Here is a 19,688-nt window from a genome sequence, read left to right on the forward strand (position 1 = left end):
TGCTACTCCTTACGACGCTACTTCTTACGACGGCGACCGCCGCCGCCACCGCTCTTCTGCGCCTTGCGGCGCTCCGCACGCGTCATGCCGTCCGAGGAACCGGCCCGCGCGCCGTCAGGGTCGTTGGCGAAGTCGCCCTCGACGACACCGCCCTCCCCGTCCACCGTGGGGGCGGAGAAGTGCAGCCGGTCGGGGCGCTGCGGGGCCTCCAGGCCCTTGGCCCGGATCTCCGGACGCGCGGTGGCGGGCGCGTCCTCCTTGGAGAGGGAGGTGCGCTCGGCCGCGTCCTGCACGGGAACCTCCTCGACCTGCTGCTCGACCTGGACCTCCAGGTTGAACAGGTAGCCGACGGACTCCTCCTTGATGCCCTCCATCATGGCGTTGAACATGTCGAAGCCCTCGCGCTGGTACTCGACCAGCGGGTCCTTCTGCGCCATGGCCCGCAGGCCGATGCCCTCCTGGAGATAGTCCATCTCGTAGAGGTGCTCACGCCACTTGCGGTCCAGCACGGAGAGCACCACGCGCCGCTCCAGCTCACGCATGATGTCGGGGCCGAGCGTCTTCTCACGCTCCTCGTACTGCTCGTGGATGTCGGTCTTGACCGACTCGGCGATGAACTCGGCGGTGACGCCCGCCAGGTCCCCGGCCGCGTCCTCCAGCTCGTCGACGGTGACCTTCACCGGGTAGAGCTGCTTGAAGGCGCCCCACAGCCGGTCGAGGTCCCACTCCTCGGCGAAGCCCTCGGAGGTCTCCTGCCGGATGTAGTCGTCGATCGTGTCGTCCATGAAGTGCCGGATCTGGTCCTGGAGGTCCTCGCCCTCCAGGACACGACGGCGCTCGCCGTAGATGACCTCGCGCTGCCGGTTGAGCACCTCGTCGTACTTCAGGACGTTCTTACGCGTCTCGAAGTTCTGCTGCTCGACCTGCGACTGGGCGGAGGCGATGGCACGGGTGACCATCTTGTTCTCGATCGGCACGTCGTCCGGGACGTTCGCCATCGACATGACGCGCTCGACCATCTGGGCCTTGAACAGACGCATCAGGTCGTCGCCCAGCGACAGGTAGAAGCGGGACTCGCCCGGGTCGCCCTGACGGCCGGAACGACCGCGCAGCTGGTTGTCGATACGGCGCGACTCGTGCCGCTCCGTGCCCAGCACGTACAGCCCGCCGAGCTCCTTGACCTCTTCGAACTCCGCCTTCACGGCCAGCTCGGCCGCCTCCAGCGCGGCGGGCAGCGCGGCCGCCCACTCCTCGACGTTCTCCACCGGGTCGAGGCCGCGCTGACGCAGCTCCGCCTCGGCGAGGTCGTCGGGGTTGCCGCCGAGCTTGATGTCAGTGCCTCGGCCGGCCATGTTCGTGGCGACCGTGACCGCGCCCTTGCGACCGGCCTGGGCGACGATCGTCGCCTCCCGGTCGTGCTGCTTGGCGTTGAGGACCTCGTGCTGGACACCGCGCTTGGAGAGCTGCTGCGAGAGGTACTCGGACTTCTCGACCGAGGTGGTGCCGACCAGGATCGGCTGGCCCTTCTCGTGCTTCTCGGCGATGTCGTCGACGACGGCCGCGAACTTGGCGACCTCGGTGCGGTAGATCAGGTCCGACTGGTCGGCCCGGACCATCGGCCGGTTCGTCGGGATCGGCACCACGCCGAGCTTGTAGATCTGGTGGAACTCGGCGGCCTCGGTCATCGCCGTACCGGTCATGCCGGAGAGCTTGTCGTAGAGGCGGAAGAAGTTCTGCAGGGTGATCGTGGCGAGGGTCTGGTTCTCGTCCTTGATGTCCACCCCTTCCTTCGCCTCGATCGCCTGGTGCATGCCCTCGTTGTAGCGGCGGCCGGCGAGGATACGGCCGGTGTGCTCGTCGACGATCATGACTTCGCCGTCGATGACGACGTAGTCCTTGTCCTTCTTGAACAGTTCCTTGGCCTTGATGGCGTTGTTCAGGTAGCCGACGAGCGGGGTGTTGACCGACTCGTAGAGGTTGTCGATGCCGAGCCAGTCCTCGACCTTGGCGACACCGGTCTCGTGGATGGCCACGGTCCGCTTCTTCTCGTCGACCTCGTAGTCGCCGGTCTCCTCGATGCCCTTGAGCTGGTTGCCCGGCTCACCCTTGGTGAGACGCGTGACCAGCTTGGCGAAGTCGCCGTACCACTTGGTGGCCTGGTCGGCCGGGCCGGAGATGATCAACGGCGTACGGGCCTCGTCGACCAGGATCGAGTCGACCTCGTCGACCACGGCGAAGTTGTGGCCGCGCTGGACGAGCTCGTCCTTGGACCACGCCATGTTGTCGCGGAGGTAGTCGAAACCGAACTCGTTGTTCGTGCCGTACGTGATGTCGCAGGCGTACTGCTCCCGGCGCTGGGCCGGGGTCATGTTGGAGACGATGCAGCCGATGGTCAGGCCCAGGAACTTGTGGACGCGTCCCGTCAGCTCGGAGTCACGCTCGGCGAGGTAGTCGTTGACCGTGATCAGGTGCACGCCCTTGCCCGAGAGGGCGTTGAGATACGAGGGCAGGGTGCCGACGAGGGTCTTGCCCTCACCGGTCTTCATCTCGGCCACATAGCCGAGGTGCAGGGCGGCTCCGCCCATCATCTGTACGTCGTAGTGACGCTGTCCGAGGACGCGCTTGGCGGCCTCACGGACCGTGGCGAACGCTTCGGGAAGCAGGTCGTCCAGGCTCTCGCCGTCCGCGTACCGTTCCTTGTACTCGTCGGTGAGCGCCCGCAGCTCGGCGTCGGAGAGGTTGACGAAGTCCTCTTCGATGGAGCTGACCTGGTCCGCGATGCGGTGCAGTTTGCGCAGGATCTTGCCTTCGCCTGCACGCATGAGCTTGTTGAAGACGGACACTGAGGCTGGTCTCCTTGCCGGTCGGGCCTGGCACTGGGTCGTTTGATGGACTCTGGCGCGGGCACGGCAGGTGGGCCCCACCGCAACGGCCATCGTAAGCGAGGACACCACCGCGTCGGGAGGGCTGCCGCCGCGTGGACCTCGCCGCACCCTCAACGGACAACGGACCAGAGGCGCGGAAGGTGCCGGGAAGCCCGAAAAGTGCTCGCATCGCGGGTCCCCGCTCACGAGAATCACTCTATGGAGCCGATCACTCTCGCCACGCGACGCCTTCTTCTGAGGCCGTTCGCACCGCAGGACACCTATCGGGTGCACGCGGCCTGTCAGGACCCGGACATCCAGCGCTGGACGGTGATCCCCTCCCCGTACCGGCTCACCGACGCCGAGCTGTTCACCGCGAAGCTCGCCCCGGCGGGCTGGCGGGACGACTCCTCCTACAGCTTCGCCCTGGTGCTGCCGGAGACCGGGACGCTCGTCGGGGCGCTCGGCATCGACCGCCGCAGCCGGCCGGGGACGTACGAGGTCGGCTACTGGGGCGCCAAGGAGCACCGCGGTCGCGGATACGTCACCGAGGCGGTGCTCGGCTCCGCCCGCTGGGCCTTCACCTCACTCGGGGCGGACCGGCTGGAGTGGCGGGCCGAGACCGGCAACCTGGCCTCCCGCGCCGTCGCACTGCGGGCGGGGTTCCGGCTGGAGGGGGAGCAGCGGTCCGGGCTGCTCAACAAGGGCGTGCGGCGCGACGCCTGGACGGCGGCCCTGCTCCCGTCCGACCTGGGGCTCCCCGGCGCCCACCCGTACCTCCCCGGGAGCGCCGCTCTTCCCGGGGAGCACGCCGGACGGCCCGCAGACGCCCCGGATTCCGCGCGCTGAGGCGGCGGCCGGACCGGGCTCGACCGGTCAGGGGGTGCGGGAGCAGGATCGGGCCCCCCGCTGTCAGTGGCGCGGTCTAGGGTTCGACGTATGACGCCTGTGCCTCCTCCCGCAGTCGAACTCTCCGCCGACCAGGCCCGACGCATAGCGCTGCGCGCCCAGGGCTTCCTGGGGGCCCCGGACCGCCGGGCGGGGGTGCCCGGGGTGCTGCGCCACCTCGGGGCCGTCCAGCTGGACACCATCTCGGTGCTGGCCCGCTCGCACGAGCTGATCCCGTACGCCCGGCTCGGCGCGGTGGGCCGGCGCACGGTGGAGGAGGCGTACTGGTCGGGCGGCCGCTCCTTCGAGTACTGGTCGCACGCCGCGTGCATCCTGCCCGTCGAGGAGTGGCCGCACTTCGCGTTCCGCCGCCGCGCCTACCGGGCCCGTCCCAACTGGCACCACGATCTGCCGGACGGCGTGTACGACACGGTGATCAAGCAGTTGCGCGACGAGGGCCCGTTGACCGCGACGGAGCTCGGCGGCGCGAAGAACGGCGGGGAGTGGTGGGACTGGTCGGCCTCCAAGGTCGCCGTCGAGCGGGCCCTGATGTACGGCGAGGTGGTGTGCACCGAGCGGCGCGGCTGGAAGCGGATCTACGACCTCGCCGAGCGGGCCGTCCCGGACGCCGTGCTCCACGACGACCTGAGCGACGCCGAGTGCCGGCGGCGGCTGGTCGCGCTGGCCGGCAAGTCGCTGGGGGTCGGCACCCGCAGCGACATCGCGGACTACCACCGGCTGCGGGGCGAGGAGTTCGACGCGGTGGTCGCGGACTCGGGTCTGGTGCCGGTCGCGGTGGAGGGCTGGGCCAAGCCCGCCTGGGCGGACCCGGAGGCTCTGGCCACCGAGCCGCGCGGACGCCACCGTACGACGCTGCTGTCCCCGTTCGACTCCCTGGTCTGGGAACGGGCGCGTACGGAGCGGATCTTCGGCTTCACGCACCGGCTGGAGGCGTACGTCCCCAAGCCGAAGCGGATCCACGGCTATTTCGCGATGCCGCTGCTGGCGGGCGGGAAGCTCCAGGGCCGCGTCGACCCGGCGCGCGAGGGCGCCACGCTGGTCGTCCGGCAGGCGTCCCTGATCGGCCCGAAAGCGGTGGTCCCGATGGCCGAGGCCCTGGTGGAGGCGGCGTCCTGGGTGGGCTGCACGGACGTCCGGCTGGAGCGGATCGACGCCCCGGAGCTGCGCGACCCGCTCAGGGACGAGATCGGCCGGGCGCTGCGACGGGCCGGCCGCTGAGGCGACGGGCCGTGGCCCCTACCTGATCTCGAGGATCTTCTCGCGCATCGCGTAGACCACGGCCTCCATGCGGGAGTGCAGCTGCAGTTTCTCCAGGATATTGCGGACGTGGTTCTTCACCGTGTTCTCGGAAATGAACAACTCCTTGGCGATATCCCGGTTGTTCATACCGGTCGCCACGAGTTTGAGGACTTCCAGTTCCCGTTCGGTCAGCCGGGGCGCGGGGACGAGCCGGCGCTCGTCGGTGCGCTGGATCATCGATTTGAACTCGGTGAGCAGCTTGGAGGCCATGGAAGGGCTGATCTGGGACTGCCCGTCAGCGACGGCGCGAATGGCCGTCGCCACCTCGTCGGTGGAGATCTCCTTGAGGAGGTATCCGGTGGCGCCCGCCTTGATCGCGTCGTAGAGGTCGGCTTCCTCGTCGCTGATCGTCAGCATGATGATCTTGGCGCTGGGGGCCACTTCCTTGATGGCGGTGCAGGCTTCGATGCCGCCGCGTTTGGGCATCCGCACATCCATCAGAATGATGTCGGGCAGCAGGTCGGCCGCCTTGTCGACCGCCTCCGAACCGTCTGCGGCCTCACCGACGACCTGGATGTCCTCCTCGTGCGCGAGGACGATCTCCAGGCCCCTGCGGAACAGCGCGTGGTCGTCGACCACGAGGACCCGGATCGGCTCCTTGCGCGACGCACCGCCGGTGTCGCCGCCGGCGCGATCGCCGTCGTCACCGGAATCATTCACGTCGCGCACGGGCCCGAAGGTGTCCGCCATCGTTCCTCCCCCTGAAGGCCACGGCCTGAGTCATCAGTCGTCCGCCAACGGCACTGCACCGACCGCCGATTGGCTTGGGCCGCCATGATTCCATGCCGGAGCGTCCATGCGGTGATCGTCGGCTCGCACACAGGTGCCCCCGGTGGCGTGAAAACGCTCCAGGGGCACCGGGACGGTGTGGTGTCAGCCGCCGAGCGCGCCGCCCGCGCCGCCTGCCTCGTCAGCGGCGAGCGGGTCGGTCCTCAGGTGGATGACGCCGTAGTCGTACGCGTGTCGCCGGTAGACGACACTGGGCTCCTTCGTCTCGGCGTCGACGAACAAGTAGAAGTCGTGCCCGACCAGTTCCATCTCATAGAGCGCCTGGTCGAGCGCCATGGGCGCGGCGGTGTGGGTCTTCTCGCGCATCACGAGCGGCCCTTCGCCCTGCACCTCGAGCGAACCGATCTTCGTGGTCGGCACGGGCTCGGACGGCTGCTCCCCGACCAGCTCGCCGTCCTCGTCGAACGAGGCGACGCCCGGCACCACGTCCCCGACCTCGGCAGCAGACAGACGGCCGTTGCCGCGGCGGCTGAAACGCTTGTCGTGCTGCTTGCGCAGCCGGGCCTCCAGCTTTCCGGTGGCCAGGTCGAGCGCTGCGTAAGGGTCGCCCGCCGCCGCCTCCGCCCGGATGACCGGACCCCGCGAGCGGAGTGTGATCTCCACCCGGTCGGAACGGTCGGCCTGACGGGGATTCGGCTCCTTGGACACCTCGACGTCGAGGCTGATCACCTTGCCGTCGAACTTCTGGATCTTGTCCAGCTTCAGCTTCTCGGCCACGTGCTTGCGGAACCGCTCGGGCACCTCGGTCTTGCGGCCCTTGACGACGATGTCCACGCAGAACTCCGTTCCCGGATCGCCCCGCTTCGATGGCGGAGCATCTCCCTTTTGCACCCGGCCCCGGCGATCACCAGGGCCTCGGACTCGGTGACTTTCGCCTCCTCCTCCCCCGTCGGAGAGGTCACTACCCCACCGACTCGAGTGCTTACGATCTCTCTGGTGGGTTACCTGCCCGAAAGCTGATGGTGCATTCATCGAGGTCCGGCATTCACCGTTCCCCACAACTGAACATAGCCTGCGCACCACGGTGTCGGCACCCGCTACTGGCACGTACCTCCGTTCAGGGGGCAACGCCCTCTTCTTACCTGCAACGATGCGAGTCATCGGTCAGTTCCGGTTTATTTCGAAGGCGGATGGAGAAGCGGATACGACCGCCGCCGCGCACACTCCGCGCCCGGCGGATTCCCGGCCGGCTCCGAGCGCCTCGGCCACGGCCCGTGCCGCTTCGGCCAGCGTCGATCCCGTCGTCAACAGATCGTCCACCAGGACCACCCTCCCGTGGGCGAGCAGCCGTTCTCCTCCTCGGGCCGCCGCCAGGGCCCCGTCGAGATTGGCCCGCCGCCGACGCGCTCCGAGGCCCGATTGATCGGCGACCGCGCGGGTCTGCCGCAGCACCGGGAGCACCCGGGCCGGCGTCCCGGTGCGCCGCAGCTCCCCCGCCGCCGCCCGGGCGATCCGGCGCACCGGGTCATGGCCGCGCGCCGCGGTCGCGGACCGCGCGGAGGGGACGGGCACCAGCAACAGGGGACCCGCGGCTCCCGGCTGCCCCGTCCCGGCCCGTACGGAGGCCGCCAGGGCCCTTCCGAGGGGCGCGGCGAGCCCGAGCACCCCGCGCTCCTTGTGGGCCAGCAGTACCGCACGTACGGCGTTCTCGTAGGGCGCCGCCGCATGGACCGCCGGAAGCCCCGGGGGCCGGGGAGAGGGCCGCACACGGCGGGGCGGCGCACCGTGCAGCGCGGTCCCGCACCGCGCGCACAGCTCCGTACGCGGCCTGCCGCAGCCCGCACAGGCCACCGGCAGGACCAGCCCGGAGACCTCACGCCACCAATCCCGCACGGATCCACTGTGCCCGGCCGCCGAGGGCAGGACCACCCCTGTGGAAAACCCTGCGGGACGGGGGCGCCCGGACGGGGCGACGAGGAACCCCCGGACGGGACAGGCCCCGGATCAGCCCGGGTAGACCAGCGAGGTGCCTTCCTCCAGGACCGTCTGCCAGTTGTCCCCGGGCGAGAGCCTCACGATGCCGTCGCTCTCGGTCTCCGCCATCAGCGGAAGCAGTTCGTCGTCCGCGGCGGCGACCGCCTGGACCTGGTTCACCCCGGGCAGCACCCCGGAGGCCCCGGAGGACGGCGTGGAACCGTCCGCCTGCACGTACCGCACCTGCTGGACGCCCCCCGCCTCCTTGCCGACCACCACGAGGCGGCTGCGGCCGGACCAGGAGATGGCGGTCACGTCCGTGAGCTGCGGCGCGGCCTGGCGCAGGTCCTCGACCGAGATCTCGGGGGCCGCCTGGGACCCCCGTCGTTCGACCCGGCCGATCTTCAGCGTCGTATGCCCGTCCTCCGTCACCAGCAGGGCGATCCGCACCCCGTCCGCCGACATCCGCAGCTCCTTGACGTGCCCGCCGTTCAGACCCGGGACACGCACCTCCTGCGGCTCGCCCTCGCCCTTGACCAGGCGCAGCAACCGCGGTCCGGCCGGGTCGCGGTCGGCGATCCACAGGTCCCCGCGGTCGTCCCAGCTCGGCGGCGACAGCCGGTCGGCGGTCTTCTTCGCCTTGCTGGTCACGACGGGAGCGGCCAGCTCGCCGTCCGCGTTCAAGGGAGCCACGTAGAGGTTCTGGCCGTCCGCCGAGACCGCGGCGGCCCGCAGTTCGTCCCGGGCCACGCCGAGGGAGCCCATCGCCACCGCGCCCGTGCCGAGGGGGCCGAGCACCACCTCGGGGGTGCCGTTGTCCTCGGTGGTGCCGGAAATCCGCTGCACCTTGCCCTTGGCGTCGATGAAGTACTGGCTGTCCGGCCCGCCGGATCCGCTGTCGGAGGAGAACTCCGCCGCCTCGTCCGCGTCCAGCGCGCACAGCCGGCCCCGCCCGCCCTCCAGCTCCACCTGCTCGACCCGCGCCGAGGTCAGGTCGCGGAGGGTGAAGAGCACCTGGGCGGCCATCATCCGGCAGGCTGCCCGGCTCGCCTTGTCGGCCTTCCGGTTGAGCGGCACTTTCAGCACGTTCTGGTCGTCGGGCGCCAGCGCGACGACGCCCTTGCGCAGGGCCGTCCCGGTGGGGAACCGGGAGTCGACGACGGGCCGCAGCCAGTTCGTCGGCCCCTCCAGCAGCGTCCGGACCGTCTGCGTGGCCGTGTCCATGCGCGAGACCGGATCGGTGCGGTTGCGTACGTAGACGGGGTCGGCGACAAGGGTGGACTGCCCGTTCGCCTGCCCGGAGGCGTAGTAGTACTTGTTCACGGAGCGGTAGAGCCGCTTGAAGTCGGACTGTCCCAGCACCAGGCCGTCGGGCACGATGTCGATGCGCCACTCCTGCTTGCCGTCCGCCCCCTTCTCCCGCACCAGGTGCAGGATCTGGGAGTAGTCGGTGGGCGCGAGCGGCTGGTAGGAGCTCTGGGCGTCGACCGCCGCCACCTTCTCGCCGGTCAGCGTGTAGGCGGTCTCGGTTTCCTGGTTCTCCTCGTCCTGGAGCAGGGGCCCGCTGCGGTTGGGCGCCTGGGTGAGGACCGTGGTGCCCTCGCTCGGCTGCCACGTCTGCGCGGCGTCCGCGCTCAGATACTTCCGCGTGGTCCGGAAACCGGGATCGTCACTGGTCATCGACTCCAGGAAGCCGTCGACGATCTCGCTGGGCGCCGCGCCCTCACGGGGCGCGACGGCGTACACCTGCACCTGGGAATCTCCCGGCTGCGAGGCGTCGACCGCCTTCACATCCCCGGTCACCGGCATCGATCCGCACCCGGCGAGCACGATGACGCAGCAGCCGAGCAGCGCGGTCGTCCGCACGCCGCGCCGGTGGCCGCCACGACGGCGGTCAGTACCCACGAGTGGTGTCCTCCTGGTCGGAATTCCGCGCTTGCGAACCTGTGCCGCCGCCGGAGCGCTCCGGGGCCGGACGTGCCACGACGCGGGCGCCGTTGCCGGGCAGCGCCGCCGGGTGCACCGAGGCGGGAGCCGGGTGCGGAACGGTGGACCCTCGGCCCGGCACGGGCAGCGCCGGGCGCTGCGCCGCCCCCGACTGGGTCGGTACGGACCTCAGCCGGTGCTCGTCCGCCGGCGCGGCCTCCTCACGCTCCCGGTCCTCCCGGTTGCGCCGCGAGTCCTCGGGCTCCAGCGGTATGGGCGACCCGCGCAGCGGCTCGTCCGCCGTACGCGGCAGGGTCAGCCGGAACTGGGACCCGCCGCCCGGCTCGCCCCACGCCTGGAGCCAGCCGCCGTGCAGCCGGGCGTCCTCGACGGCGATGGAGAGCCCGAGCCCGGTGCCGCCGGTCGTCCGGGCGCGCGCCGGGTCGGCACGCCAGAACCGGTTGAAGACCCGGGTCGCCTCGCCGGGCTTGAGCCCGACCCCGTAATCCCGTACGGCCACGGCCACAGCCCCCTGGGCCACGCCCATCCGCACGATCACGTCCCGGCCCTCACCGTGCTCGACGGCGTTGACCACGAGGTTGCGCAGCACTCGCTCGACGCGCCGGGCATCGGCCTCGGCTATCACCGGCTGGTCGTCGCCGACGACCAGGATCCGGCTGCCCTTGCGCTCCGCGAGCGGTTCGGCGCCGCCGATCACCCGGTGCACCACGGTCCGCAGGTCTATCGGCTCGGCCTCCAGCGCCGCGGCCCCCGCGTCGAACCGGCTGATCTCCAGCAGGTCCGAGAGCAGCGACTCGAAGCGGTCGAGCTGGTCGCCGAGCAGTTCGGCCGAGCGCGCGGTGATGGGATCGAAGTCGGCGCGCGCTTCATGGATGACGTCGGCGGCCATCCGTACGGTCGTGAGCGGGGTCCTCAGCTCGTGCGAGACGTCGGAGACGAAGCGCCGCTGCATCCGGGAGAGCTCCTCCAACTGCTGGATCTTCAGCTGAAGGTTCTGCGCCATCTTGTTGAAGGCTTCACCGAGCCGGGCGATGTCGTCCTCGCCGGTGACCTTCATGCGTTCCTGGAGCTTGCCGGCGGAGAGCCGCTCAGCGATGCCGGCCGCCATCCGCACCGGTGTGACGACCTGCCGCACCACGAACCAGGCGATGGCTCCGAGCAGCACGACGACGAACAGCCCGGCGGTCGCCAGGGTCGTTCTGACCAGGGTCAGGGACTTCTCCTCCTGCGTGAGCGGGAAGAGGTAATACAGCTCGTAGGGGTGCTGATCGACGTCGTAGAGCCGCTTGCCGACGACGAGGCCGGGCTGCGACTCCTTGCCGTACGAGTACCGGATCAAGGAGTACGTCTGGAACGCCCCCTGCCCCTTGCCCACGTCCTGGCGCAGGCGCTCGGGCACGCTGGACGCCTCGACGCTGCCGGAGCCGCGCGGCGCACGGCTGCTCGCGCCGTCGTTCACCGAGTCCGCGCTGAGCGCGACCACGTTGAAGGCGTTCTTGCCGCCGCTGGCGAGCTGGTCGACGAGCTCGGTGCGCCAGGAGGTGTTGGCGGTCAGGCCGTCGGAGCCGTCGCTGCCCTGCCCGCCCGGGGCCAGTGAGGCGTTCGCCTTCTCCTGGGCGGCGGCGAACCCGCCGGCGGCCTGGGTCTGGGCGGCCTTGCTCTTCGCGTCGAGCAGCCCGTTGCGGACCTGCCCGATCACGACGAAGCCGAGCAGCAGCACCACGGCCATCGACATGAGCAGGGTGCCCGCGACGACGCGGAGCTGCAGGTTGCGCCGCCACAACCGCACGGCGGGCAGCAGCGGACGGCGCACCCACCGCATCAGCAGACGCGGTACGGGCCCGCCGGGCGTCCGGCCCTGGAACAACCGGCCGCCCCGCAGGAAACGGCTCATGCGCGAAGCCTTCCGTCCCGGACCGGCAGCCCGCCCCGCACGGACTCCCGGCTCCCCGGGCTTCGGAGCAGCGCTGCCTTCGGCCATGTCAGCTCGGTCCGGCCTTGTAACCGACCCCTCGGACGGTCACGACGATCTCCGGGCGCTCGGGGTCCTTCTCGACCTTGGAACGCAGCCGCTGGACGTGCACGTTCACCAGTCGGGTGTCGGCCGCGTGGCGGTAACCCCAGACCTGCTCCAGCAGGACCTCACGGGTGAAGACCTGCCACGGCTTACGGGCGAGCGCGACCAGCAGGTCGAACTCCAGCGGAGTCAGGGCGATGGACTGCCCCTCCCGCTTCACGGAGTGACCGGCCACGTCGATGACCAGGTCACCGATGGTCAACTGCTCCGGCGCGGGCTCTTCGGACCGCCGCAGGCGTGCCCTGATCCGGGCGACCAACTCCTTAGGTTTGAACGGCTTGACGATGTAGTCGTCGGCACCTGATTCCAGGCCGACCACGACATCGACGGTGTCGCTCTTGGCAGTGAGCATGACGATCGGCACCCCGGACTCGGCCCTGATCAGCCTGCACACCTCGATGCCGTCCCTTCCGGGCAGCATGAGGTCGAGCAGCACCAGGTCCGGCTTGGCCTCACGAAATGCGGCCAGTGCCTTGTCGCCGTCCGCTACGAACGACGGCTCGAAACCTTCTCCACGCAGCACAATCCCGAGCATCTCGGCCAGTGCGGTGTCGTCGTCGACGACAAGGACGCGTCCCTTCATAATCGACATCATCCCATTAGCTAATCGTTACCTGCGATGACCTGGCACACAGCTCCGCCAGTCCGACCCCCGTGACCGGGGAAATCACACCCTCCTCGGTGACGATCGCCGTGATCAACTCGGGCGGCGTGATGTCGAAGGCCGGGTTGTACGCCGGGGCCCCGAGGGGTGCGACGACCATCCCGCCCCTCTCGCCGTCCGACACGAGCTGCGGAGATGTGATCTCCGTCACTTCTCGCCCGGAACGCTGCTCGACGATGATCGATGTGCCTTCCGCGGTCGCCATGTCCACGGTCGTCGTCGGCGCCACGACGATGAAGGGCACATGGTGGTACTTCGCGAGCACAGCCAACGGATAACTCCCCACTTTGTTGGCCACCGAGCCGTCTGCGGCAATGCGGTCCGCCCCAATGAGTACGGCATCCACCTCACCCGCGGCGAACAGCGAGCCCGCCGCACCGTCCGTGAGCACGCTGTACGCCATCCCGCCGCGCGCCGCCTCGAACGCCGTCAGCCTCGCCCCCTGGAGCAGCGGCCGGGTCTCGTCCACCCACAGCCGCCGCAGCCGCCCCTGCCGGTGCGCCCGCAGAGCCACCGCGAACGCCGTCCCCTCCCCGCCGGAGACCAGCGCCCCCGTGTTGCAGTGGGTCAGCAGCTGATAGCCGCCGCCCGGCGTCAGCTCCTCCAGCAGCCTCACCCCGTGCTCCGCCATGCGCCTGCTGGCCCGGGCGTCCTCCTCGTGCAGGGCCCGCGCCTCGGCCAGCGCCGCCGCAGCGGCCGCCTCGCCCCCCGCGCCCTTCCCGGCGGCCGCCCCGTAGGCCGCCGCCACCCGTCGTACTCCGTAACCGAGGTTCACGGCGGTGGGCCGCGCCCGCTCCAGCAGGCCCGTGGCCTCCGCCACGTCGTAGCCCCGTGCCGCCGCGAGCGCCACCCCGTACCCCCCGGCGATGCCGAGCAGCGGAGCCCCTCGTACCGCCAGCGTCCGGATCGCCCGCACCAGCGCGGGCACATCCGTGCACACCAGCTCGACCTCCTCCGCGGGCAGCCGCGTCTGGTCGAGGAGCACCAGCACGGGACCTTCCGGAAGCTCGTCCCAACGGAGTACGGAGAGGGCGGGGGGCTCGCTGCCCACCGGCGATTGCGCGTCCTGATCAGCCATCTGCCCAGTCTGCCCGGTGGTCCGCCCGCAACTGAAGGCGCAAAGGACAGAGAGCTCCTGGTCCACCCCGCACCGGCGCGTGGCACGATGGCTGCCAACCTGCCGCCCCGATGAGCGGTCAGGACGGTGAAGGAGCGAGAATGAACGACTCTCCGGGCTGGGCGTCGCCCGGATCTGCCCCCTCCAACGGCCAGGAGGCGGCCATACCCCGCCCCTCCGAGCCCCAGGACGGAAGCGGGGCGACGGGGCAGTGGGCTCCCGCGCAGCCGCCTCCCGGGCAGTGGTCCCCGCCGAGCCACCCCACGAACGGCCCCGGAACACCCCCGCCCGCCCCGGGCTGGGGCGGCAGCCCGCAGCGACCGGGCTGGGGCGGCCCCCCACCGGCGGCCAAGCCCGGCATCATCCCGCTGCGGCCCCTGGGCCTCGGCGAAATCCTCGACGGCTCCGTCTCGGCCCTGCGCGCGCACTGGCGCACCGCACTCGGCTTCAGCCTCGCGGTCTCCGTGATCGTCCAGGTCGCCGTCACGCTCCTGCAGCACTACCTCCTGCCGAAGCCGACCACCGTCGACCCGAACGCCACCGGAACCGAGGCCCTTCGCCAGACCTCCGAATCCGCCCGGACGACGCTGCTCTCGCTCGCTCCGACCTCTCTCCTCACGATGATCGCCACACTGTTCACCGCGTCGATCGTCACCGTGGTGATCAGCCGCTCCGTACTGGGCCGCCCCGTCACACTCTCCGCAGCCTGGGCCGAAGCCCGCCCGCGCGTTCTCCCGCTGATCGGGCTCACCCTGCTGCTGGCCCTGGCCCTCACGGCCATCATGATCGTCGGCATCCTGCCCGGAGTGCTCCTGGGCTCCACGGCCGGGGCGGCGCTCGCCTTCGTCGGCTTCGCCGCCGCCTGCGTCGTGGTCCTCTGGCTGCAGGTCAGCTTCGTCCTCGCCGCCCCCGCCCTGATGCTGGAACGGCAGGGCGTGATCGCCGCGCTGCGCCGGTCGGCGAAGCTGGTCCGCGGCGCCTGGTGGCGCACCTTCGGGATCCTGGCACTGACCTACCTGCTCGTCCTGCTGCTGGTCCTCCTCATCGCCATTCCCTTCACGGTCATCGCGATCGCCGTCGACGGAGTCGCCGTGAGCGACTTCCTCAGCAGCAGCCCGCCTTCGCCCGGCTGGCCCTTCCTGATCGTCACGGGCATCGGCGATGTGATCGTCTCGACGCTGGTCTACCCCTTCCTCGCAGGCGTGATGGCCCTGCTCTACGTGGACCAGCGCATCCGTCGCGAGGCCCTCGACCTCGACCTCGCACGGGCCGCGGGCCTGCCCGGCCACGACACCCCCAGGAGCTGATGGGGTGTCGGGGGCGGGGGGCGCCACAGCGGCACGGCACGTCATCGGCGCGGGCGACACACCCGTGGACACTCCACGCGTCCCCGCCCGGGAAGCGGCCGAGAGCGAGCTGTCCAAGCCGATGTACCACGAGAACGATCCGAACTTCCTCGAACGCGGCCTGAACCAGTTCTGGGACTGGGTCGCCGGCGTGTTCGACGCCGCCGCGGGGGCCGCCCCCGGCGGTCCTATCGGACTGGTCGTCCTCGGGCTCGTCGTCATCGGGCTCGCCGTCGCCCTCTGGTGGCGGCTCGGCACCCCGCAACGCTCCTCCCGTCCCGCGGACGCCCTCTTCGAGAGCGACGGTCCCCGCAGCGCCGCCCAGCACCGCGCCGCGGCCGACGCGCACGCCGCCGCTCTCCGCTGGACCGAAGCCGTCCAGGAACGCATGCGCGCCATCGTCCGCTCACTGGAGGAACGCGCCTTGCTCGACCCCCGCCCCGGCCGGACCGCCGACGAAGCCGCAGCGGAAGCGGGCCGCACCCTGCCCAACCAGGCCACCCGGCTGCGCTCCGCAGCCCGGGACTTCGACGACGTCACATACGGCGGCCGCACCGCGGGCCAACCCACATATCTGGCCCTGCGCGCCCTGGACGACGAGCTCGACGACGCGAAGCCCGTGCTGCCCGGCGCCTCCCGAGGAGCCGCCGGATGATCACGGCCACCGCCCCCTCCCCCACCTCGACGGCCCGCACCCCGCGCCAGGTCTGGGCCCGGTCCCGAGGGCTCCTGATCGCCCTGCTCATCCTCGTGATCGGGGGCGTCGCCTTCGCCGCCGTCCGCTCCGGAGCCGACTACGGCCAGCTCGACCCCCGCTCCGCCGACCCGAAGGGCAGCCGCGCCACGGCCGAGCTCCTCAAGGCGCGCGGGATATCCGTCACCGTCGCCACGACCCTGGACGAAGCCACCACCGCGGCGGGACCCGACACCACGCTCCTGGTCGCCGGCCCCAATCTCCTCAGCGCACCGCAACAGCGCCGGCTCCACCGGGCGACCGCGGACTCCGGCGGCCGGACCCTCCTGATAGCGCCGGGCCCCGTGGTCGTCACCAGACTGGCCCCCGGCGTACGCGCCAAACCCCACCGCCCGGTACGCGCGCTCTCCCCGTCGTGCGAGCTGGCCGCCGCCCGCAACGCCGGAACAGCGGACATGGGCGGCATCCGCTACACGGCACCAGGCACCACCGCCACCGCCTGCTACCCGAGCGACGGCCTCTCCAGCCTGTTGGTCCTCGATACCCGGCAGAACGGCGACACCGTCCTCCTCGGCTCGCCCGACTTCCTCCACAACGAACGCCTCGACAAGCAGGGAAACGCCTCGCTCGCCCTGCAACTCCTCGGTTCGCGCCCACATCTCGTCTGGTACCTCCCCTCTCTGGCTGATCCATCCGCCACCAGCGATGACGGCATTTCCGACGGTGATGACCACGGCGGAGGCAGCGACGAGGAAGGCCCCGGCCAGGAGAGCACCTTCCTCGACCTGGTCCCCTCCGGCTGGCTCTGGGGAACGCTGCAACTCACCCTCGCCGCAGCCCTCGCCGCGATCTGGCGCGCCCGCCGACTGGGCCCCCTGGTCACGGAACGGCTGCCCGTGTCCATCCGCGCATCCGAAACCGCCGAAGGCCGCGCCGGGCTCTACCGCAAGGCCAACGCCCGCGACCGGGCAGCGGACTCGCTCCGAACAGCCGCCCGGACCCGCATCGCCCGCCTCACCGACGTACCCGCCCGCGAAGCGCATGTCTCCGGTGTTCTCCTTCCTGCTGTGTCCGCCCGCATCACCACCACAGGCAACGACCTGAGCACCCTGCTCTTCGGCCCGGCCCCCGCCAATGACGCGGCCCTTGTCCTCCTGGCCGAGCAACTCGACGCCCTCGAAAGAGAGGTACGCACTTCATGAGCGCCCCGACCCCCGAGCCGGCCGAGCCGACAGCGGCCCCCGTGGCCCCTGTGGCTCCCGCAGCCGAGGAGCCCACCGACCGCGCCCGCGCGTCCCTGGAGGCACTGCGCTCCGAGATCGCCAAGGCCGTCGTCGGCCAGGACCCGGCCGTCACCGGACTCGTCGTCGCGCTGCTCTGCCGAGGCCACGTGCTCCTCGAGGGCGTTCCCGGCGTCGCCAAGACCCTCTTGGTCCGAGCCCTCGCCGCCTCTCTCGAACTGGACACCAAGCGCGTCCAGTTCACCCCCGACCTGATGCCGAGCGACGTGACGGGCTCACTCGTCTACGACGCCCGGACCGCAGAGTTCTCCTTCCAGCCCGGCCCGGTCTTCACCAATCTGCTGCTCGCCGACGAGATCAACCGCACCCCTCCCAAGACGCAGGCATCCCTCCTGGAAGCCATGGAGGAGCGTCAGGTCACCGTCGACGGCACGCCCCGCCCGCTGCCCGACCCGTTCCTCGTCGCCGCCACCCAGAACCCCGTCGAGTACGAGGGCACCTACCCGCTCCCGGAAGCCCAACTTGACCGCTTCCTGCTCAAACTGACGGTCCCTCTCCCCTCCCGGCAGGACGAGATCAACGTCCTGACCCGTCACGCCGACGGCTTCAACCCCCGTGACCTCAAGGCCGTCGGCATCCGGCCCGTCGCGGGACCGGCAGACCTGGAGGCGGCACGCTCAGCCGTCGCCAAGACGACCGTCTCCCCCGAGATAGCAGGCTATGTCGTGGATATCTGTCGTGCCACGCGCGAATCCCCCTCGCTCGCCCTTGGCGTCTCCCCCCGAGGCGCCACCGCACTGCTCGCCACCGCTCGCGCCTGGGCCTGGCTCACCGGCCGGGACTACGTCATCCCGGACGACGTGAAAGCCTTGGCCCTCCCCACGCTCCGTCATCGCATTCACCTGCGGCCCGAGGCGGAAATGGAGGGTGTCACCCCCGACTCCGTCATCACCTCGGTGCTCGCCCACGTCCCCGTACCCCGATGAGGCGGTGACCATGGCCCTCACCGGACGTACCGCACTGCTGGCCGCGCTGGGATCACTCCCCGTAGGCATCCTCGCCCCGAGCTGGACCGGGATGCTCGCGGTCAACGCCCCGCTCTCACTAGCGATTCTGTGCGACTACGCCCTGGCAGCGCCAGTGCGAACGCTCCGATTCACTCGATCCGGCGACACATCTGTTCGACTTGGTGACGCGGCAGAGGTGCAACTGACCGTGACCAACAGCTCGCGACGGCGCCTCCGCGCCCAGCTGCGCGACGCCTGGCCACCCAGCAGTTGGGCCACAGGCACCGAACAGGCCGCGTCGCGCCACACGCTGACGATTCCGCCCGGCGAACGGCGACGCCTCACCACCCTGCTGCGTCCGACCCGCCGCGGCGACCGCCAGGCCGAGCGCGTCACGGTCCGCTCATACGGTCCGCTCGGTCTCGCCGCGCGGCAGGGCCATCACCTCGTTCCCTGGACCGTGCGGGTCCTCCCTCCGTTCACCAGCCGGAAGCACCTGCCGTCCCGGCTCGCCCGGCTGAGGGAACTCGACGGCCGCACCAGCGTTCTGACACGTGGTGAGGGAACGGAGTTCGACAGCCTGCGGGCGTACGTACCGGGGGACGACACCCGCTCCATCGACTGGCGGGCAACGGCACGCCAGTCGGCCGTAGCCGTCCGGACGTGGCGTCCCGAGCGCGACCGGCACATCCTGATCGTTCTCGACACCGGCCGCACGTCTGCGGGCCGGGTGGGCGACGTCCCGCGCCTGGACGCGGCCATGGACGCCACTCTTCTGCTCACCGCACTCGCAACGCGAGCAGGCGACCGCGTGAACCTCCTCGCGTACGATCGCCGCGTTCGAGCCCGGGTTCAAGGCCGGACCGCGGCAGGCGACGTCCTGGCGACGGTCGTCAACACCCTGGCGTCTCTGGAACCGGAGCTCGTCGAGACGGACGCACGAGGGCTCAGCACCGCAGCCCTGTCCGACGCCCCCCGCGGCTCGCTGATCGTTCTCCTGACGACCCTGGAGGCCGCTCCCATCGAGGAAGGGCTCCTCCCTCTCCTCCCCCAGCTCACCCAACGCCATACGGTGCTGCTGGCAGCGGTCTCCGACCCTCGGATCGAGGACATGGCGAAGGGCCGTGGGTCGGTGGACGCGGTGTACGACGCTGCCGCCGGCACTCAAGCTCAGGCTGAACGACGCGACACGGCGGAGAAACTCCGACGCCACGGTGTCGTCGTCGTGGACGCCGCCCCGGACCATCTGGCCCCCGCACTCGCGGATGCCTACTTGGCGCTCAAGGCCGGCGGCCGCCTCTGAGGTCTGAGGGCGGTGCTCTTGCCCGTGGACGACACTTCCCGTGGACAGACCTTCACGGTTTCCATGAGTCGCGGTGAGCGATGAACCTTGCCGCACCCGCACATTGCCCACCGCTATCGCTGTCCCCAAGCAACTGAATCATGTGTCCGTGAACATCATGGGCCAGTAAACGCAGAAAAGCCCCGCACCATACGGTGCGGGGCTTTCCCGGAAAAATTGTTCGGCGGCGTCCTACTCTCCCACAGGGTCCCCCCTGCAGTACCATCGGCGCTGAAAGGCTTAGCTTCCGGGTTCGGAATGTAACCGGGCGTTTCCCTAACGCAATGACCACCGAAACACTATGAAACTACAAACAACCGGTGTGAACACAGCCGTTCATTATTTCAGAACCAACACAGTGGACGCGAGCAACTGAGGACAAGCCCTCGGCCTATTAGTACCAGTCAGCTCCACCCGTTACCGGGCTTCCACATCTGGCCTATCAACCCAGTCGTCTACTGGGAGCCTTAACCAATCA

At 70.4% G+C, this 19,688-nt stretch carries 15 protein-coding genes and 2 rRNA genes; 7 read left to right on the forward strand and 10 right to left on the reverse strand.

Annotation, left to right across the window (positions count from 1 at the left end; genetic code table 11):
• Nucleotides 1–17: 17 nt before the first annotated feature.
• Nucleotides 18–2,843, reverse strand: a complete 2,826-nt coding sequence (secA, locus tag ACLJPL_RS04980) for a preprotein translocase subunit SecA (protein WP_411079401.1) — start codon at nucleotides 2,841–2,843, stop codon at nucleotides 18–20.
• A 240-nt stretch (nucleotides 2,844–3,083) separates the two neighbouring features.
• On the opposite strand from secA, the gene ACLJPL_RS04985 reads away from it, so the two are divergent.
• Both ACLJPL_RS04985 and ACLJPL_RS04990 read left to right on the forward strand, forming a co-directional pair.
• Entirely contained in the window at nucleotides 3,084–3,713 is a 630-nt protein-coding gene (locus ACLJPL_RS04985; protein WP_411079402.1) for a GNAT family N-acetyltransferase, read from the forward strand.
• A 90-nt stretch (nucleotides 3,714–3,803) separates the two neighbouring features.
• Complete coding sequence (locus ACLJPL_RS04990; RefSeq protein ID WP_411079403.1) at nucleotides 3,804–4,991, forward strand: winged helix-turn-helix domain-containing protein; 1,188 nt, start codon at nucleotides 3,804–3,806, stop codon at nucleotides 4,989–4,991.
• Between the two features lie 18 nt (nucleotides 4,992–5,009).
• Here ACLJPL_RS04990 and ACLJPL_RS04995 read toward each other — a convergent pair whose 3' ends face one another.
• The 7 genes from ACLJPL_RS04995 to mtnA form a co-directional block, all read right to left on the reverse strand.
• On the reverse strand, nucleotides 5,010–5,762 hold the full coding sequence (locus tag ACLJPL_RS04995) for a response regulator (protein ID WP_411079404.1): 753 nt from the start codon (nucleotides 5,760–5,762) through the stop codon (nucleotides 5,010–5,012).
• Nucleotides 5,763–5,945: 183 nt separating this feature from the next.
• Entirely contained in the window at nucleotides 5,946–6,635 is a 690-nt protein-coding gene (hpf, locus tag ACLJPL_RS05000; protein WP_411079405.1) for a ribosome hibernation-promoting factor, HPF/YfiA family, read from the reverse strand.
• Between the two features lie 330 nt (nucleotides 6,636–6,965).
• On the reverse strand, nucleotides 6,966–7,694 hold the full coding sequence (locus ACLJPL_RS05005; RefSeq protein WP_411079406.1) for a ComF family protein: 729 nt from the start codon (nucleotides 7,692–7,694) through the stop codon (nucleotides 6,966–6,968).
• A 111-nt stretch (nucleotides 7,695–7,805) separates the two neighbouring features.
• A complete protein-coding gene (locus ACLJPL_RS05010; protein ID WP_411079471.1) occupies nucleotides 7,806–9,641 on the reverse strand; it encodes an LpqB family beta-propeller domain-containing protein in 1,836 nt (611 codons plus the stop codon).
• Nucleotides 9,642–9,669: 28 nt separating this feature from the next.
• Nucleotides 9,670–11,703 (reverse strand): MtrAB system histidine kinase MtrB, encoded by a 2,034-nt coding sequence (gene mtrB, locus ACLJPL_RS05015; protein WP_411079407.1) that lies wholly within the window; start codon nucleotides 11,701–11,703, stop codon nucleotides 9,670–9,672.
• Nucleotide 11,704: 1 nt separating this feature from the next.
• Nucleotides 11,705–12,394, reverse strand: coding sequence for a two-component system response regulator MtrA (gene mtrA, locus ACLJPL_RS05020; protein WP_007448372.1), 690 nt, complete (start codon nucleotides 12,392–12,394; stop codon nucleotides 11,705–11,707).
• A 4-nt stretch (nucleotides 12,395–12,398) separates the two neighbouring features.
• Nucleotides 12,399–13,541: an S-methyl-5-thioribose-1-phosphate isomerase gene (mtnA, locus tag ACLJPL_RS05025; protein ID WP_411079408.1), complete on the reverse strand. Its 1,143-nt coding sequence runs from the start codon at nucleotides 13,539–13,541 to the stop codon at nucleotides 12,399–12,401.
• A 140-nt stretch (nucleotides 13,542–13,681) separates the two neighbouring features.
• Between mtnA and ACLJPL_RS05030 the strand changes: the two genes are divergently transcribed.
• The 5 genes from ACLJPL_RS05030 to ACLJPL_RS05050 are packed head-to-tail and all read left to right on the forward strand — an operon-like array spanning nucleotide 13,682 to nucleotide 19,171.
• Nucleotides 13,682–14,887, forward strand: a complete 1,206-nt coding sequence (locus tag ACLJPL_RS05030; RefSeq protein WP_411079409.1) for a hypothetical protein — start codon at nucleotides 13,682–13,684, stop codon at nucleotides 14,885–14,887.
• Nucleotides 14,888–14,891: 4 nt separating this feature from the next.
• Nucleotides 14,892–15,581 carry a DUF4129 domain-containing protein gene (locus ACLJPL_RS05035; RefSeq protein WP_411079410.1) on the forward strand — a complete coding sequence of 230 codons (690 nt, stop codon included), beginning with the start codon at nucleotides 14,892–14,894 and terminating at the stop codon, nucleotides 15,579–15,581.
• A complete protein-coding gene (locus tag ACLJPL_RS05040) occupies nucleotides 15,578–16,822 on the forward strand; it encodes a DUF4350 domain-containing protein (protein ID WP_411079411.1) in 1,245 nt (414 codons plus the stop codon). Before ACLJPL_RS05035 ends, ACLJPL_RS05040 begins: the two co-directional genes overlap by 4 nt.
• Nucleotides 16,819–17,847 (forward strand): AAA family ATPase, encoded by a 1,029-nt coding sequence (locus tag ACLJPL_RS05045; RefSeq protein ID WP_411079412.1) that lies wholly within the window; start codon nucleotides 16,819–16,821, stop codon nucleotides 17,845–17,847. The genes ACLJPL_RS05040 and ACLJPL_RS05045 overlap by 4 nt, the downstream gene beginning before the upstream one ends.
• Nucleotides 17,848–17,857: 10 nt before the next feature.
• Nucleotides 17,858–19,171 (forward strand): DUF58 domain-containing protein, encoded by a 1,314-nt coding sequence (locus ACLJPL_RS05050; protein WP_411079413.1) that lies wholly within the window; start codon nucleotides 17,858–17,860, stop codon nucleotides 19,169–19,171.
• A gap of 218 nt (nucleotides 19,172–19,389) precedes the next feature.
• Here the strand turns inward: ACLJPL_RS05050 and rrf are convergent.
• Nucleotides 19,390–19,506, reverse strand: a 5S ribosomal RNA gene (gene rrf / locus ACLJPL_RS05055).
• 78 nt (nucleotides 19,507–19,584) lie between these two features.
• Nucleotides 19,585–19,688, reverse strand: a 23S ribosomal RNA gene (locus tag ACLJPL_RS05060); the annotation flags it as partial.

The organism is Streptomyces sp. cmx-18-6, assembly GCF_046548915.1.
In the GTDB taxonomy this organism is placed as follows: Bacteria; Actinomycetota; Actinomycetes; order Streptomycetales; family Streptomycetaceae; genus Streptomyces.

Excerpts from the sequence above, each read along its gene's own strand:
- ACLJPL_RS05050 (WP_411079413.1), top strand. The coding sequence starts at position 17,858 with ATGGCCCTCACCGGACGTACCGCACTGCTGGCCGCGCTGGGATCACTC.
- ACLJPL_RS05045 (WP_411079412.1), top strand. The coding sequence starts at position 16,819 with ATGAGCGCCCCGACCCCCGAGCCGGCCGAGCCGACAGCGGCCCCCGTG.
- mtrA (WP_007448372.1), bottom strand. The coding sequence starts at position 12,394 with ATGATGTCGATTATGAAGGGACGCGTCCTTGTCGTCGACGACGACACC.
- ACLJPL_RS04990 (WP_411079403.1), top strand. The coding sequence starts at position 3,804 with ATGACGCCTGTGCCTCCTCCCGCAGTCGAACTCTCCGCCGACCAGGCC.
- ACLJPL_RS04985 (WP_411079402.1), top strand. The coding sequence starts at position 3,084 with ATGGAGCCGATCACTCTCGCCACGCGACGCCTTCTTCTGAGGCCGTTC.
- ACLJPL_RS04995 (WP_411079404.1), bottom strand. The coding sequence starts at position 5,762 with ATGGCGGACACCTTCGGGCCCGTGCGCGACGTGAATGATTCCGGTGAC.
- mtnA (WP_411079408.1), bottom strand. The coding sequence starts at position 13,541 with ATGGCTGATCAGGACGCGCAATCGCCGGTGGGCAGCGAGCCCCCCGCC.
- ACLJPL_RS05040 (WP_411079411.1), top strand. The coding sequence starts at position 15,578 with ATGATCACGGCCACCGCCCCCTCCCCCACCTCGACGGCCCGCACCCCG.
- ACLJPL_RS05030 (WP_411079409.1), top strand. The coding sequence starts at position 13,682 with ATGAACGACTCTCCGGGCTGGGCGTCGCCCGGATCTGCCCCCTCCAAC.
- mtrB (WP_411079407.1), bottom strand. The coding sequence starts at position 11,703 with ATGGCCGAAGGCAGCGCTGCTCCGAAGCCCGGGGAGCCGGGAGTCCGT.